Raw genomic sequence first — 14,854 nt, forward strand, 5'->3', positions numbered from 1 at the left:
GTTACCATGCAAGTTACCATGCAAGTTACCATGCAAGTCACCATGCATGTTACCCCGCATGTTTTAGATACAATTAAAAATGTAAAAGAACTATGATTGAAAGCAAAGGTGATATAATAATTTATAAAACTGTAGATGGTAAAGCATCTATAGCACTGTATGCAGTGGATGGTACTGTATGGATGAATCAAAGTCAGCTGGCTGAACTTTTTGACACCTCAAAACAAAACATAAGCCAGCACATTATAAACATTTTGTCAGACAGAGAGTTGCCTGAAGTTTCAGTTGTAAAGAATTACTTTACAACTGCCTCAGATGGTAAGCAATACGAAGTAACATTCTATTCACTTGAGATGATTTTGTCCATTGGATTCAGAGTACGTAGTAAACGTGGAATACAATTCCGACAGTGGGCAAACAGAAATCTTAAAGAGTATATGGTCAAAGGGTTTGTAATGGATGATGAACGATTAAAAAACCCTGATGGAAGACCAGACTATTTTGATGAGTTACTGAAAAGAATCAGAGATATACGAGCTTCTGAAAAAAGATTCTACCAAAAAGTTCGAGATCTTTTTGCACTTAGTAGCGATTATGATGGTACAGATAAATCAACCCAAATGTTTTTTGCGGAAACACAAAATAAGCTGCTCTATGCAGTAACCGGTAAAACAGCTGCAGAAATAATTATTTCACGGGCAGATCACACACAACCCAATATGAATCTAACCTCATGGAAAGGGCAGATTGTAAGAAAACAAGACATTTACACTGCCAAAAACTACCTTAATCACGATGAGATTGATACTCTCAATCGGTTAGTAGTACTTTTTCTTGAAAGTGCTGAACTAAGGGCTAAAAATCGACAAGATCTCACAATCCAATTCTGGAGAGACAATATTGATAAGATTCTCGATTTTCAGGATAAAAAAGTTTTAAACCATGCCGGAAGTATATCTAATGCAGATATGGAGAAACAGGTAAACAGAATCTATGAACTGTTTGATCAGCGCAGAAAGATTGAATCAGCTCAAAAAGCAGATGATGAAGACTTGGAAGAGCTCAAAAGACTGGAAGAAAAGATAAAGAAGAAATGAAAAAATACGATTCATATAAAGATTCAGGTATTGAATGGATTGGTGAGATTCCGAGTCATTGGGCGGTTAATAAAGTGAAGCATAACTTCTCCTTTAAAACTGGATTTACACCACCCAGTGGCAAATCAGAATATTATGAGGATGGTACCCATGTGTGGATTAATATTAGTGATTTACAAGAAAAAGAGATAAGCGACTCAGTGAATAAGATAACTGATAAAGCAATTGAAGACTTCAAGCCTGAAATTGTACAGAAAGGATCTTTACTCTATAGTTTTAAGTTATCTGTAGGACGTGTTGGATTCAACACTATGGATTGTTACACTAATGAAGCTATATTTTCAATAAATCCAGATAGCTCTACAAATCTAAATTTCTTTTATTATTCTCTTCCTGATCAAATATTAAAGAATGCAAACGAAAATATTTATGGTGCTAAAATACTGAATCAAGAGCTAATAAAAAATGCATACTTAGTTATACCGCCAACAACTGAACAAACCTCCATCGCCAACTTCCTCGACCTCAAAACCTCTGAAATTGATGAGCTGATTGCCGACAAAAAACGTTTGTTAGAACTTTATGAAGAAGAAAAAACTGCTATCATTAACCAAGCTGTTACAAAAGGTCTCGATCCTAATGTACCTATGAAAGATTCAGGTATTGAGTGGTTGGGTGAAATTCCGGAGCATTGGGAGGTGAAGAAGTTGAAATATGTTGCGGATATCATACTTGGTAAAATGTTGACTCCAGAAGACAAAGGAAATTATAAATTGAAACCATACTTAAGGGCAGCTAATTTATGTTGGCATCATGTCAATGTAGAAGATGTAAAAGAAATGTGGTTTTCTGAAAAGGAATTAGAAAAATACCTTGTCACCAAAAATGATCTATTAGTGAGCGAAGGTGGAGAAGTGGGGAGAACATGTATTTGGAATGAAGAACTTAATGAGTGCTATATACAAAATTCGGTTCATAAAGTTACTGTGAATAATAAATGTGATCCAAGCTATTTTTTACAACTATTCTATCTGTATGGAGTAAAAGGAGCTTTTGACTTAGTTGTAAACAAGATAAGTATCGCTCATTTGACACGTGAAAAGTTAAAAGAGGTTGAATTCACACTACCTCCTCTATCTGAACAAAAAGTTATAGTCCACCACATCGAATCCGAGTGCTCAAAAATTGACTTTAAAAAAGCCCGCACAGAAGAGCTAATCGAACTACTAACAGAATATCGCACAGCTTTAATAAGTGAAGCAGTAACAGGAAAAATAAAGGTAATTGAAGATTAAGAATCATAAACTATGAATATCACAACCGAAAACACATTTGAAACTGCATTGGTGCAGTCGCTGACAGAAAAAGGTGGGTACACTCAGGGCAATGCTCAGGATTATAGCCATGAGCTTGGACTGTTCAAATATGAGGTGTTGAAATTTCTTCAGGAGACACAGCCAAAACGATGGGAAAGGGTGTCTTCTATACATGGTGATAATGTTGATGAAAGAATAATACAAAGGCTTTATCGTGAACTGGATCTGCGTGGAAGCCTTGATGTTCTTCGTAATGGTTTTGTGGATAATGGTGTTCGGTTTCAGATGGCATATTACAAACCTGCTTCAACGCTTAACCCTGAAGCTACGGAGCTATATAATCAGAATAGCTTAAAGGTCTACAGGCAGGTCTATTATAGCTCTAAGAACATGAATTCGGTTGATGTGCTTTTATCTCTTAACGGAATACCTTTAGCTACTCTTGAACTTAAGAACCAGTTCACTGGACAGGATGTCGGTAATGCTCTAAAGCAATATGGCACTTCAAGAGATAACAGAGAACTGCTGTTTGCGTTCAAAAAGCGTACTCTTGTGCATTTTGCTGTTGATCAGGATGAGGTTTATATGACAACCAAGCTTGATGGCAGTAAAACATTCTGGCTTCCGTTTAATAAAGGCTATAACCATGGAAAGGGGAATCCACTAAATCCCGATGGTTATAAAACTGCTTACTTATGGGAGAATATTCTGCAAAAAGATAGCTGGTTGGAGATTATACAGAGTTTTGCACATCTTGAAAAGGAAGAATTCACCACAGGTACCAGTACTTATATCAAAGAGAAACTGATATTTCCAAGGTATCATCAACTAGATACTGTAAGGGAGATAACTGAAGATGTTTTAGATAAAGGTTGCGGCAAGAACTATCTTGTTCAGCACTCTGCAGGTTCTGGAAAGAGTAACACAATCGCATGGCTGTCATACAGGCTGTCCAGCTTGCACAACTCACTTGATGAAAGAGTATTTGATTCTGTTATTGTTATTACAGATAGAAGAGTACTCGACAAACAACTACAGGATACTATCTATCAGTTCGAACATAAAACAGGTGTTGTTCAAAAGATAGATAAGGATAGTGAACAATTGGCTATAGCACTTACTTATGGAACAAATATTATTATTACCACATTGCAAAAATTCCCGTATGTTATTGACAAAGTAAAAGACCTGCCGGAACGCAAGTATGCTGTAATTATAGATGAAGCTCATAGTTCACAGGGTGGTGAAGCAAGTAAAAAGCTTAAAGAGGTATTATCATCCAAATCATCGGATGAAGCTGTAGCAGATGATCAGGAAGATGATTATACTGAAGAAGATTATATCAGGGAACAAATCGAGAAATCAGCTATTTCGAGAGGTAAACAGAATAACATATCTTTCTTTGCATTTACAGCAACTCCAAAATACAAGACTCTGCAGGTATTCGGAGAAAAGGATGAGAATGGCAAACCTGCACCTTTTCATCTTTACTCAATGCGACAAGCTATTGAAGAAGGTTTTATAAAGGATGTTCTGCTTAATTACACAACCTATGAGCTCTACTATAAGTTATCTAAAGCTATTGAAGATGATCCTAAGCTAAACAAGGGTAAAGCATCAAAAGCTATTGGTAAATACGTGTCATTGCACCCACATAATCTGGCACAGAAGACTGAAATCATTATTGAGCATTTCAGGCAGGTGGTATCCAAGAAAATAGGAGGTAAGGCTAAAGCTATGGTAGTTTGTAGCTCAAGACTTCATGCTAAACGATATTTTGAGGAGTTTGAGCGATATATCAAAGCAATGGGTTATGGAAATGATATCAAGATATTAGTAGCTTTCTCCGGCAAAGTGATAGATGACAATGCACCTGACGGTGTGTCTGAACCGCAAATGACAGGTTACAGCGAAAAAGAACTACCCAATGTATTTGTAAAAAATGAATATAAGATTCTGATTGTTGCCGATAAATATCAGACGGGATTTGATCAGCCTCTTCTGCATACAATGTATGTGGATAAGAAACTGTCAGGAGTTAAGGCTGTACAAACTCTCTCACGTCTTAACAGAAATCATCCCGGTAAGGAAGATCCATTTGTATTGGATTTTGTTAATGACAGGGAAACAATCTTAGCTTCTTTCCAGCCATATTATGAGGTAACGACCGTAAAAGAAGAGACTGATGTAAATCATTTGTATGATCTTAAAGGTAAGCTCGATGAATTTCAGGTCTATTGGGTGCAGGAGATTGATGACTTTGCCAATATCTATTTTGATCCTGAAGCAAAACAAAATAGTGCTGTACATCAAAAACGTCTTTATGCTATCACTGATAAAGCTGTTGAGAGATACAAAGCAATAGAAAAGGAAGAAAAACAGGATGAGTTTAAAAAAGGATTACGTACATGGACAAATCTGTATGCTTTCTTAGCGCAGATTATGCCTTTCACGGATACGGAATTCGAGAAGTTCTATGCTTATGCCAAGCTATTGCAAACAAGATTACCGAGAAGAAATCTCTCCGATACTGTACATTTAGATGATGAACTGGCACTTGAGTATTATCGCCTTCAAAAGATAAAAGAGGGTGCAATTGTTCTTGAAAAAGGAGAAGAAGGTGAATTGAGCGGAACTTCGGAAGCTGGACTAAAAAGATCTAAGAAAGAAGAAGCACACTTATCAGAAATAATTGATGTACTTAATGAACGATTTGGAACCGAATTTGATGAAGCAGACCGACTTTTCTTTGATCAGATAGAAGCTGAGCTCATGGAGGATGAAACCCTGCAGAAACAGGCAAAAGTAAACAGATTAGACACTTTCAAATTTGCATTTGATGATAACTTCATTGATGTACTAATTAGCAGGGTAGAACAGAACAGCGAGATCGTAGATAAGATACTTACCAATAAAGCATTTGGTGATTGGGTGAAGGATTTTTATATGAAAAGAACATACTCAAGGCTAAATCAGTAATAAGTTATGGAAGATTTAGTAACCATATCAGCCAATTTAGGGACTAAAGAAGAACCATTAATCGTACGAATGGGTATTACCACTCAAGCGCATTCACTAATGAAAGAAATGTTGGAGAATGAACCAAAGCCAGTAAGCAACGAACGGTGGAATAAGATAATGTTTGAAGCATCTAAGAGGTATCCACCAGAGAAAAATAAAAGATGACGGAATGTTTATGTTTATAATGGTAACTGAATTAGTGCATTACTGCAATCCCAATATTGGGTAATTAATTAATGGTCTATTTTATGTAGCCTAAAACTAACAAGTTTAGTAATTATTTCAACTGATTGTCAGCAAGTTGACATTTTGAGAAATCGATGCGAATTACCGTTCTCTAAAACCCTGTATAAACCCTATTTATTTAAAGAAATTGCATAAATGAATCAGTAGATTCTATTTGAGATATTTATTCTATCCTTAGAGTATCATTAAAAAACGTTATATTTGCTTTTCAGCTCAAAACAATATATCATGACAACAACTAAAAAAATCTACTTCTATGTATTAATCCTCATAGGATCAATTCTGTTATTTTTAAACAGCTGCGAAAAGGGTGATATTGATGACAACGGTGGTAATAATGAAAAAGGAGATGTGCCCGTTTTGTCTACAACAGAGATAACAGATATTACTAATACAACTGCCACATCAGGTGGTATAATAACCGACGATAAAGGATTTACAGTTACATCAAGGGGAGTATGCTGGAGTACAAATGAAAACCCATCCATCAGAGACAATAAAACAGAAAATGGTGCGGGAGGTGGAAGTTTTATAAGTAGTATAAATGACTTAAAGCCCGGCACAAGATACTATGTTAGGTCGTATGCTACAAATAGCAAAGGTACTGGATATGGTATGGCAATGTCGTTTACAACCAATTATGACCCCATTCTTACTACAAAGGAAATAACCGAAATAACCCATACTACTGCCACGTCTGGTGGGAATATTACTGATGATGGAGGAGGATATATAACTGCAAGGGGGGTTGTCTGGAGTAAAAGTGAAAAGCCATCCATCAGCGATAGTAAAACAGATGATGGTGAGGGTATGGGTAGTTTTACAAGCAAAATTGTTGACTTGGATCCAAACTCTACTTATTATGTTAGAGCATATGCTACTAATAGCGTAGGAACAGTATATGGAAATCAATTTGTTTTTAAAACTCTTGAAGTACCTTGGAGAGAATCTAATGAAATACAATTTACCAAAATCGCTTCCAGTCCGCAATACACAAAACTTAGCTCGTTGTCAGGAAAAGGTCATGTAATGTATAAGGTAAACAAGATTGGAGAAGGTGGAAGTTCTCCTTATTTCCTCGATAAAGTGAAAGTTAAATATACCGGTTGGTATAAAAATAACTGGGAAAAGTCAGACTCATACATAGATGATCATGGCAATACTTTCACCAATAAAGTTGTATTCGATACTACATCAAAAAATAATATTCCCAGAACCTTCAGTGTAAATGGTGTTATAGATGGTTTTTCAACTGCACTCCAACACATGAAAGAAGGTGATATATGGGAGATTTGGGTTCCATGGGAATTAGGCTATGGCTCATCAGGCTCAGGCAATATACCCGGATATACAACATTGGTTTTTGAAATTGAACTTATGGAAATAATGTAGTAAATGTATTAAAAGTTTGACTAATCTAAGTTTCGGATTTGGGAGAAAGTCTTCAAATACTTCTTTTTTTAAACTAAAAACATCAAAAGTGTTCGGTAAAGTGTTCGGTTTTCACCAATAATTTATAAATAGAAGTTGCAATCATTTGATAATAAACATGGTGTGCAGATTGCTTTCGAATCCCGCCCGGATCACTTTAGAAATAAGGCACTTACAACAAATATTTGTAGGTGCTTTTTTTGTTTGGTAAAACATTTATTATAAAAGAGGTTTTTCACAATCAACTATATCTGCATTGATAAAATATTATCTAAGTGTGTTTTTATAAAGCAAGCCTTCTTTTTCAGATAATTGCCACCATTAAAGCACAATTAACCTTATCTCGCTTTCATGCAACTCCCCACCCTATAGAAAAAAACACCCACCGTGTTGGTGAGTGTTGCAAAACAAATTAATTCAATTGCCTGATATTATTTGAAGCAATCTATATAAGCTCCGAAAATATATAATTTGTTTCTTTGAGCTCCTGTAATTTCTTTAATTATATCTAACTTTTCTAAGTCAGCGAGTAAATTATAAATTGTTTGTGGTGATTTATCAATAAGCTTCATAATTTCAGAAGCAGAAATTATGGGTTTCTTATACATATAATCAATAATTAATCGTGCATCTATGCCTCTTTTTCCTAAAGTATCAACACTCTTTTCAATTGAGTTTTTTAACTGCATAATCGCACTTAATGTTTTTACTCCATTTTGAGAAGTTTCTACAACACCTGTAAGAAAAAACTTTAACCATTGACTAATATCGTTATGAGTACGAACGCGCATTAAATTATCATAATATAAAGTTCTATGGCGTTCAAAAAAATCAGATAGATATAGAATTGGACGCTTTAGAATATTTTTTGAAACAAGATATAATGTTATTAATAATCGGCCTGTCCTTCCATTTCCATCTAAAAAAGGGTGTATAGTTTCGAATTGATAATGAATTAGAGCAATTTTTATCAAGTCGGGTGTAAAATCATTTTCTGAATTGGCGAATTTTTCAATATCTGACATTAAGTTGTCTATCTCGTAGTGAACTGGAGGAATAAATATTGCATCGTTAAGAGTGGCTCCACCAATCCAGTTTTGACTATTTCGAAACTCTCCAGGTTGTTTATGCTGGCCTCTAACACCTTGTAAAAGGACTTTATGAGCCTGTTTTATAAGTCTAGTAGAGAAAGGTAATCTGTGTAGCATTTCAACAGCCTCATTCATTGCCATTATATAATTTTGAACCTCTTCCCAATCATCTCTTTTCTCTGCACTTATTTCTGATTTAGCTAAAAAAGCTTCTTCGATTTTCGTCTGAGTACCCTCAATCTTCGATGATTGTGTAGCTTCTTTTGCAATATGCATTTGAATAAACAAATCTATGTCTACATATTCAGAATACATATCTAAGCGTCCCAGGAAACGATCAGCTTTGCTTAATAGGCTAATGACTTGCATATCACCAATTTCCCATTTCCTATTTAATAATGTTGGCTGAAAGCTTTTATAGCCTCCTTGATTTACAAACTTTCCAGACTTGTAATTTTTCATATTACATAAAAATTAGAATGAGCAACCTTTTATTCTAAAAATACGCTCAAAATTAGAATAAAGAAATCACAATTCCAATTTATTCAATATAAATTAGAATAAGAGAGTTTTTATTCTAAGTTAGCTTGCTTTCATACGAACAAACCTTCTTTTCTCCGGATCAACTTTTGGATATTGTGCCTCGAGTCCTGCCATGTCCTGTTCATTAAATCGGCGTTTCCATTTATGAAACAACGATTGTGAGAGATGATTCTTTCGAAGCGTGGGTTGTAATCCATTAACTTCAACTTCATGAATGATCTGGAGCTTCTGCTCCTTGCTCCATTGATGCCTATCTCTTGTCATAATTTTACAAAATTAAAGTGTCAAACTGATTTGCCAAATAAAAGATCTGACATCACGAAGCAACGGATAGGGATTTTCATTCGGCTTGTAGCTTGCAGTTTTTTGGAACGCCACAGCCTCCCGTTTTAGATTATACGATGGATGAAATGGCAGAATTAGCCAAGTAAGTGGTAGAAAGTTCAGTCACTGTTCCGGGTGTTCAGCCCAAGCTGTTGCAGAATACTCAACCAATACATTATTAGATTTACTGCGACTTTTTGAAGTTACTGTTTTCAGCTATCTTACTGGAAATAATGATATGCATTTGAAGAATTTATCTTTGATAAAAACAAACGATCAATGGGTTTTTTCTCCATCCTATGATTTGCTGAATGTTCAGTTACATCTTCCTGAGGATAACGAAGAAATGGCTTTAATCATCAATGGAAAAAAAAGAAACCTAACGAAGGAAGATTTTATAGATTTAGGGGAAAAGTATGGATTAAACGAAAAACAAGTATTCAACACCTTTGCCCGATTTATCAAAGCGGAACAAAAAATGAAGAAAGCGGTACAGCATCCTTTTCTTTCTTCAGCTAACCGGATACAGTATATAGCTTTATTGCAAGAACGAATGCAACTCTTCAAATAATGAGTCCTCTCCGAAAACCTCAAAACCCAATTTTATTGGTTTTCAACTTATTGAAAATCAATGATCATCTAGTGAAATTTTCAAGAAAAAAGACTTATCGGAGGAGACTCAATAACTCAATTGAAAAATTGATTTAAGTTGTAATAGCACCCTTGGAGGGATAGTGTCACACTATCCCAATAAGTGTGCTAGTAGTAATAGAAGGGTTTCGCCTTAGCGCTTATCCCTATCCTCATCTTTTTCCAAATCATCAATAAAAGCCTCCATCATTCTGTCTTTATTTTCTTCAGGATCGGCTATTCTAAACCGTAACGAATGTTCAGAAACAACGTTAAATTTTTGTTTCAGGTTCGTTTTGTTTGATGAGGCCTGGTATTTAAGGCCCAACGTATCCGCATCCGAAAAGTTGTTCAGGTCAGTGCCCAGGTAAATAAATTGCCAGTTTTCACTTTTTTCAAGTTCCTGGATCATCTGTTTTACTTTCCGGGAATCATATTCACTTGAGGCATTTTCCTGGCCATCGGTAATGATAACCATTATCACCGTATCGGCATTGCATTCCGATTCTGAATAAGCAGTTTGCTTTACAATGTCGTTGATTGCATTTCCGATTGTGTCATATAGAGCGGTGAGACCTCCCGGGGTGTAATCGTTATTTGTCAATGGACGAATTTCATTCAACTGAAGATCATTTACTACCCTGCTCCAATGGCTGTTGAATTTATACAATGAAACAGTTATCTTACCATGAGGTTGTGATCTTTGTTGATCAATAAAATTGTTGAATCCACCAACAACATCCGATTCGGTTCCTTGCATAGAGCCACTTTCATCGATAACAAAAATGATTTTTAAATAATTTTCTTTCATAACTTTAAAGATTTTATATGAATATGCCGTAAAGTTATGGATATGGAGAAATGCGTATGGAGATTTACAAGCCTTGCAATATACTATCCTTTTCGTATATAACTAATTCTCTGTCTAATAATATTTTTTTTTCTTCACCTCTGTAACCGGTTATATAATAGTTTTCAGCAATATCTTCAGCAACAACTCTCAGGAATGCTGTTCTTATTCTGGAGCATTTCTCATTAACCGAATTATCGAAAGGGTCGGTCATCTTTTTTATACTTTCTCTGGCTTCGTCGGGATTTTCTCTAAGTGAAATATTTTTATAAATTGTCATTAGCTCTGTGCGATAGTCTGTCAGTTCTTTGAAAAGGATCCCTTCAGGATGATTTAGAAATAAAAAGTACAATGCCTTAGGCAATGGACTCATCTTAACCTCTTTCATTTCATAGTCCATCAGATAGATCTTAAAATCTTTTGTAATATGCAATCGGCTGAGCTTCCTGGTTGTCTTTTGTAGTTCTTCAAGAAATTCAATGAGTTTGGAAAGATACCCTGCCTCCTTTAGCTCATTAATTTTTTTTCTTAGATCTTCGGGTATTTCAAATGCTACTCTTTCAAAATGCGAATCAGCATCTTTTTCTTTTTTATATTCAACAGAATAGTCTAAAATCCTGAATTCTAAATGCGGTTCCTGATCTTCTCTTAATTGAATTTCAGCTTTAATCTGATTGATTTCATTAAGAATCTCTTTTATGTTAACTGTTAGCTGTTCTTTTGCAGTACCGCATCCACAGGGATGAAATTCAAATTTATACACTTCATCAGCCTCATCGGAAAAATAAGCTAATACAGGCTCGTCTGATATTATTTTAAAGTGGTTAATTAATTGTGGATAAAGCTTTGCCAGATCAGCCTGATCGTAATTATTGAAGTATGGATGGTTATAATCCATTACCTTATTGAAACTATCATTCGTCAATAGTTTGGGCAGGTAAATAAATGAGATCCCAATTTGTTTAAAACTATCAACGATGAACTGATAATTTTCAACTATTGCCTTGTTGGCATTATCATCAAATGAGGGCTCAATATAAATAAGGGCTTCTGATTTGTACTGATACATAGAATTAAAGTTTTATAGACAATAGAAATTTCATATATTTGAAAGCTGTTTTGGCCATCAATAGGTGGCTACGTCAAATTTAGTCATTTATTCAGTTACAACATGTGTTTTACCATTTCAGTTGAGAAAAAAACAAAAGAAGCGATCCGGAAATACCTGAATGCCAATAAAGGTGTACAGAGTGATATTGACTTTGACGACGATTATTTCCTAGTATCGGGTTTTGCTCACCCCAAACTGCCCATTATCAAACAGGGCAAGATTGAACTTTCGGAATGGGGCCTGATACCATCATTTGCGTACAGCGACGAGATGGCCAGGGATATCCGGGAAAAAACACTGAATGCCCGGTCCGACACTATCCACGAGAAACGTTCCTACAAATCATCTATTAAAAACCAACGTGCTATACTGGTCGTGGATGGTTTTTTTGAGTGGAAGCACGAAGGCAATACCAAAATACCTTACTATGTTTTTCCGAAGGACAATACGGTGTTCAGCTTCGGCTGCATTTACAACCTGTGGACCAATAAGCGTACCGGAGAGAGTGTTGATACTTTCTCAATCATCACCACCGATGCTAACCCAATGATGGAGGTAATCCACAATTCAAAGAAAAGAATGCCTCTGATCCTTTCAAAATCGGATATCAGCACATGGGTCAATCCCGAGACAGACATTAATATAATAAAAGGGCTGATGAAGCCTTTCCCAGAAACAGAAATGGATGCCTACCAGATATCCAGGAATGCGGGTAATTCAAAAATCAATCGTAATTTCCCGGGTATCAAAGAACAGGTTGATAATGCAAATTTATTTTAAAAATTTGAAATAATGAATTCATCCTTCACTATCATAATAAACGTTTGCATTTAAGCAACAAGTGTTTGCGCAATTATTGAACTTTTCCTGTCACGGCGTGTTGCTAATGGATGGTAACTGGCTTGCTAGAACGTGTCCTTAATCTATCTAATTTACTGTCGAGTGTATTTTTTGCGGTAAGCAGAAGAAAAAGAATATGGCATGTATGAATATTTTTTCTCACTTTCTCAAATAATGGTTCATCATGCAAGTCGCTTTCTTTCAGCAGAACATTAGGTTCATTAGGCAGAATCCCTTTGAATGAGCCGCCATTCTGTTGATTGCAATGTTTATTTCAAATACGCTATCACAAGGAACTGTTGAGAAAAATGGTGAAATCGTGGAAATTTTCCTCAAAATGCAAAAAAAGTACAAATAAAAAATTACCAATTTCTTTGAATATATTATTTTTGTTGTGGATTCATTGAATAAAGAATAGAATTACGCGCATTGATTTTTATTTAATCCAACCAAAATCTTAACTATGTTTTTATTTTTTCGTAGAGATTACGAGATTCTAAAAACATAGTTTTTTTATCTCTTTTCACAAACAGTGAACGCTTTCAATCCATCTTCATTTTCTTTATTTCTTATTTACATTAATCGTCGGGAAGAACATTGCTTCAGTTTTTATCGGATAAGCGAATTTTTATTCGGTGGTTTTTGTCCGGTTGTTGATAGCTAACTATTCGTAATGGATGCAAACCTTTTTTGCAAGACTGTTTTTATGTTAGTTGATAAAGAAAACAGGACTCTTGCTTATTTTTTTAAAGCGGCATACAGAATCACAAATATTTTATGTAAGTTTGAATAAAACTGATAGATATATGGGATACGAAATAGAACGTAAGTTTCTGGTAGATGGAGATTATAGAACTCATTCTTTTGAGAGGTTTATAATTAAACAGGGCTATTTGTCCCTTTCAGGAACAAGTGTTATCCGTGTACGTGTTAATGGAGAAAAGGCATTTCTTACCGTTAAAAGCGCTTCGGAGGAAGGGGGGATAAAACGGAACGAATGGGAGTATGAAATTCCGGTAGGGGATGCCGAAGAGATGCTGCTGTTATGTGAGGGAGCCGTGATTGATAAGATCAGGTATCTTATCAATTATGAAGGGCATTTATTTGAAGTTGATGAATTCTATGGTAGCAACGAAGGGCTGGTTATTGCGGAGATCGAGCTGGAAGAGGAAGATGAGCCTTTTGAAAAGCCTGATTGGCTGCGGGGTGAAGTAACTGGAGACATACGCTATTACAACTCATCACTCTCTATGCATCCCTACAAAGAGTGGGATGCGAAATAAAATGGAAAAAGCGGCTTAGCCGCTTTTTATAGTTTATTCAACAATAGTCACCCAACCATATTTATCGGGTTCGTCACCATACTGAATGGCCCGGAGCTTATGATACAACTGCTCACATATAGGGCCTGCTTTCCCGTCTTTTGAAATTTTGTAGGATCTATTCTCACTTAGGTCGTCGATCCGCAGAATGGGGCTGATTACGGCGGCTGTGCCGCAAGCGCCCGCTTCTTCAAATGTGGCAAGCTCTTCTTCTAATACGGGACGTTGCTCCACCTTGAGCCCTATCTCTTCTGCCAGCTGCATCAGGCTTTTGTTTGTGATAGAGGGCAGAATAGATTCGGATTTTGGTGTAATATAGGTGTTATCCCTGATGCCGAAAAAATTGGCAGGGCCACATTCGTCGATATATTTTTTCTCTCTGGCGTCGAGGTAGAGTACGGCTGAATAGCCCATTTCGTGTGCTAGCTCTCCCGATTTCAGGCTGGCAGCATAGTTGCCACCCACTTTGTATGTTCCCGTGCCAAGTGGCGCTGCGCGGTCGTATTCACGCATGATCACCATAGGTGTGGGCTTAAATCCCTCCTTAAAATAGGGCCCCACGGGTGTTACAAAAATAAGGAAAGTATACTCTCTTGCCGGCTTTACACCTACCTGGGCACTTGTGCCGATAAGCAGCGGCCGGATGTAGAGTGAAGCCCCACTATCGTAGGGTGGGACAAAATGTTCGTTTTTCTTTACAACGAGCAACACCATCTCTTCAAAGAGTTCTAACGGCAGTTCGGCCATCATGATACCACGGCAGGATGACTGCAGGCGCAAAGCATTCTCACGCATGCGGAAGATTCGTATCTTCCCGTCTTTTCCACGAAAGGCTTTCAGACCCTCAAATGCTTCCTGCCCATAGTGAAGGCATGTGGCAGCCATGTGTAGGTTCAGGTACTCCGAAGTTTCCAATTCAGGGTCGCTCCATTTTCCATCTCGGTAGTTACTGCGGACATTGTAGTCGGTTTTCATATAGCCAAATGATATATTTGACCAATCGATAGCATTCATTTTTAAAAAATTAATAGT

Annotated in this window: 13 protein-coding genes; 8 read left to right on the top strand and 5 right to left on the bottom strand. The window is 36.3% G+C overall.

The features are described from left to right. Positions 1–92: 92 nt before the first annotated feature. From KDN43_RS03950 to KDN43_RS03970, 5 genes are all read left to right on the top strand, one after another. Positions 93–1,097, top strand: a complete 1,005-nt coding sequence (locus tag KDN43_RS03950; protein WP_238868381.1) for a virulence RhuM family protein — start codon at positions 93–95, stop codon at positions 1,095–1,097. Then, entirely contained in the window at positions 1,094–2,392 is a 1,299-nt protein-coding gene (locus KDN43_RS03955; protein WP_238868382.1) for a restriction endonuclease subunit S, read from the top strand. Before KDN43_RS03950 ends, KDN43_RS03955 begins: the two co-directional genes overlap by 4 nt. Before the next feature lie 12 nt (positions 2,393–2,404). Further along, on the top strand, positions 2,405–5,392 hold the full coding sequence (locus KDN43_RS03960) for a type I restriction endonuclease subunit R (RefSeq protein ID WP_238868383.1): 2,988 nt from the start codon (positions 2,405–2,407) through the stop codon (positions 5,390–5,392). A gap of 6 nt (positions 5,393–5,398) precedes the next feature. Further along, positions 5,399–5,599, top strand: coding sequence for a hypothetical protein (locus KDN43_RS03965; protein WP_238868384.1), 201 nt, complete (start codon positions 5,399–5,401; stop codon positions 5,597–5,599). Between the two features lie 309 nt (positions 5,600–5,908). After that, a complete protein-coding gene (locus KDN43_RS03970) occupies positions 5,909–7,072 on the top strand; it encodes an FKBP-type peptidyl-prolyl cis-trans isomerase (RefSeq protein ID WP_238868385.1) in 1,164 nt (387 codons plus the stop codon). 470 nt (positions 7,073–7,542) lie between these two features. Here the strand turns inward: KDN43_RS03970 and KDN43_RS03975 are convergent, their stop codons facing one another. Both KDN43_RS03975 and KDN43_RS03980 read right to left on the bottom strand, forming a co-directional pair. Next, positions 7,543–8,664 carry a Fic family protein gene (locus KDN43_RS03975; RefSeq protein WP_238868386.1) on the bottom strand — a complete coding sequence of 374 codons (1,122 nt, stop codon included), beginning with the start codon at positions 8,662–8,664 and terminating at the stop codon, positions 7,543–7,545. Positions 8,665–8,784: 120 nt separating this feature from the next. Further along, a complete protein-coding gene (locus KDN43_RS03980) occupies positions 8,785–9,009 on the bottom strand; it encodes a transposase (protein WP_238868387.1) in 225 nt (74 codons plus the stop codon). Positions 9,010–9,163: 154 nt separating this feature from the next. Here KDN43_RS03980 and KDN43_RS03985 point away from each other — a divergent pair, with 154 nt between their 5' ends. Further along, positions 9,164–9,640 carry a HipA domain-containing protein gene (locus KDN43_RS03985; protein ID WP_256448729.1) on the top strand — a complete coding sequence of 159 codons (477 nt, stop codon included), beginning with the start codon at positions 9,164–9,166 and terminating at the stop codon, positions 9,638–9,640. Positions 9,641–9,853: 213 nt separating this feature from the next. Here the strand turns inward: KDN43_RS03985 and KDN43_RS03990 are convergent, their stop codons facing one another. Both KDN43_RS03990 and KDN43_RS03995 read right to left on the bottom strand, forming a co-directional pair. Further along, positions 9,854–10,510 carry a vWA domain-containing protein gene (locus tag KDN43_RS03990; protein WP_238868388.1) on the bottom strand — a complete coding sequence of 219 codons (657 nt, stop codon included), beginning with the start codon at positions 10,508–10,510 and terminating at the stop codon, positions 9,854–9,856. A 64-nt stretch (positions 10,511–10,574) separates the two neighbouring features. After that, a complete protein-coding gene (locus tag KDN43_RS03995) occupies positions 10,575–11,618 on the bottom strand; it encodes a hypothetical protein (protein WP_238868389.1) in 1,044 nt (347 codons plus the stop codon). 102 nt (positions 11,619–11,720) lie between these two features. On the opposite strand from KDN43_RS03995, the gene KDN43_RS04000 reads away from it, so the two are divergent. Together KDN43_RS04000 and KDN43_RS04005 are read left to right on the top strand one after the other, a co-directional pair. Further along, complete coding sequence (locus KDN43_RS04000; RefSeq protein WP_238868390.1) at positions 11,721–12,440, top strand: SOS response-associated peptidase; 720 nt, start codon at positions 11,721–11,723, stop codon at positions 12,438–12,440. A gap of 866 nt (positions 12,441–13,306) precedes the next feature. Next, positions 13,307–13,783, top strand: a complete 477-nt coding sequence (locus tag KDN43_RS04005; protein WP_238868391.1) for a CYTH domain-containing protein — start codon at positions 13,307–13,309, stop codon at positions 13,781–13,783. Positions 13,784–13,816: 33 nt separating this feature from the next. Here KDN43_RS04005 and KDN43_RS04010 read toward each other — a convergent pair whose 3' ends face one another. Continuing rightward, positions 13,817–14,836 carry a branched-chain amino acid aminotransferase gene (locus KDN43_RS04010; protein ID WP_238868392.1) on the bottom strand — a complete coding sequence of 340 codons (1,020 nt, stop codon included), beginning with the start codon at positions 14,834–14,836 and terminating at the stop codon, positions 13,817–13,819. Between the last annotated feature and the right edge of the window lie 18 nt (positions 14,837–14,854).

It is taken from the genome of Proteiniphilum propionicum (assembly GCF_022267555.1).
GTDB classification, from domain to species: Bacteria; Bacteroidota; Bacteroidia; order Bacteroidales; family Dysgonomonadaceae; genus Proteiniphilum; species Proteiniphilum propionicum.

Excerpts from the sequence above, each read along its gene's own strand:
- KDN43_RS03950 (WP_238868381.1), top strand. The coding sequence starts at position 93 with ATGATTGAAAGCAAAGGTGATATAATAATTTATAAAACTGTAGATGGT.
- KDN43_RS03955 (WP_238868382.1), top strand. The coding sequence starts at position 1,094 with ATGAAAAAATACGATTCATATAAAGATTCAGGTATTGAATGGATTGGT.
- KDN43_RS03960 (WP_238868383.1), top strand. The coding sequence starts at position 2,405 with ATGAATATCACAACCGAAAACACATTTGAAACTGCATTGGTGCAGTCG.
- KDN43_RS03965 (WP_238868384.1), top strand. The coding sequence starts at position 5,399 with ATGGAAGATTTAGTAACCATATCAGCCAATTTAGGGACTAAAGAAGAA.
- KDN43_RS03970 (WP_238868385.1), top strand. The coding sequence starts at position 5,909 with ATGACAACAACTAAAAAAATCTACTTCTATGTATTAATCCTCATAGGA.
- KDN43_RS03975 (WP_238868386.1), bottom strand. The coding sequence starts at position 8,664 with ATGAAAAATTACAAGTCTGGAAAGTTTGTAAATCAAGGAGGCTATAAA.
- KDN43_RS03980 (WP_238868387.1), bottom strand. The coding sequence starts at position 9,009 with ATGACAAGAGATAGGCATCAATGGAGCAAGGAGCAGAAGCTCCAGATC.
- KDN43_RS03990 (WP_238868388.1), bottom strand. The coding sequence starts at position 10,510 with ATGAAAGAAAATTATTTAAAAATCATTTTTGTTATCGATGAAAGTGGC.
- KDN43_RS03995 (WP_238868389.1), bottom strand. The coding sequence starts at position 11,618 with ATGTATCAGTACAAATCAGAAGCCCTTATTTATATTGAGCCCTCATTT.
- KDN43_RS04000 (WP_238868390.1), top strand. The coding sequence starts at position 11,721 with ATGTGTTTTACCATTTCAGTTGAGAAAAAAACAAAAGAAGCGATCCGG.
- KDN43_RS04005 (WP_238868391.1), top strand. The coding sequence starts at position 13,307 with ATGGGATACGAAATAGAACGTAAGTTTCTGGTAGATGGAGATTATAGA.
- KDN43_RS04010 (WP_238868392.1), bottom strand. The coding sequence starts at position 14,836 with ATGAATGCTATCGATTGGTCAAATATATCATTTGGCTATATGAAAACC.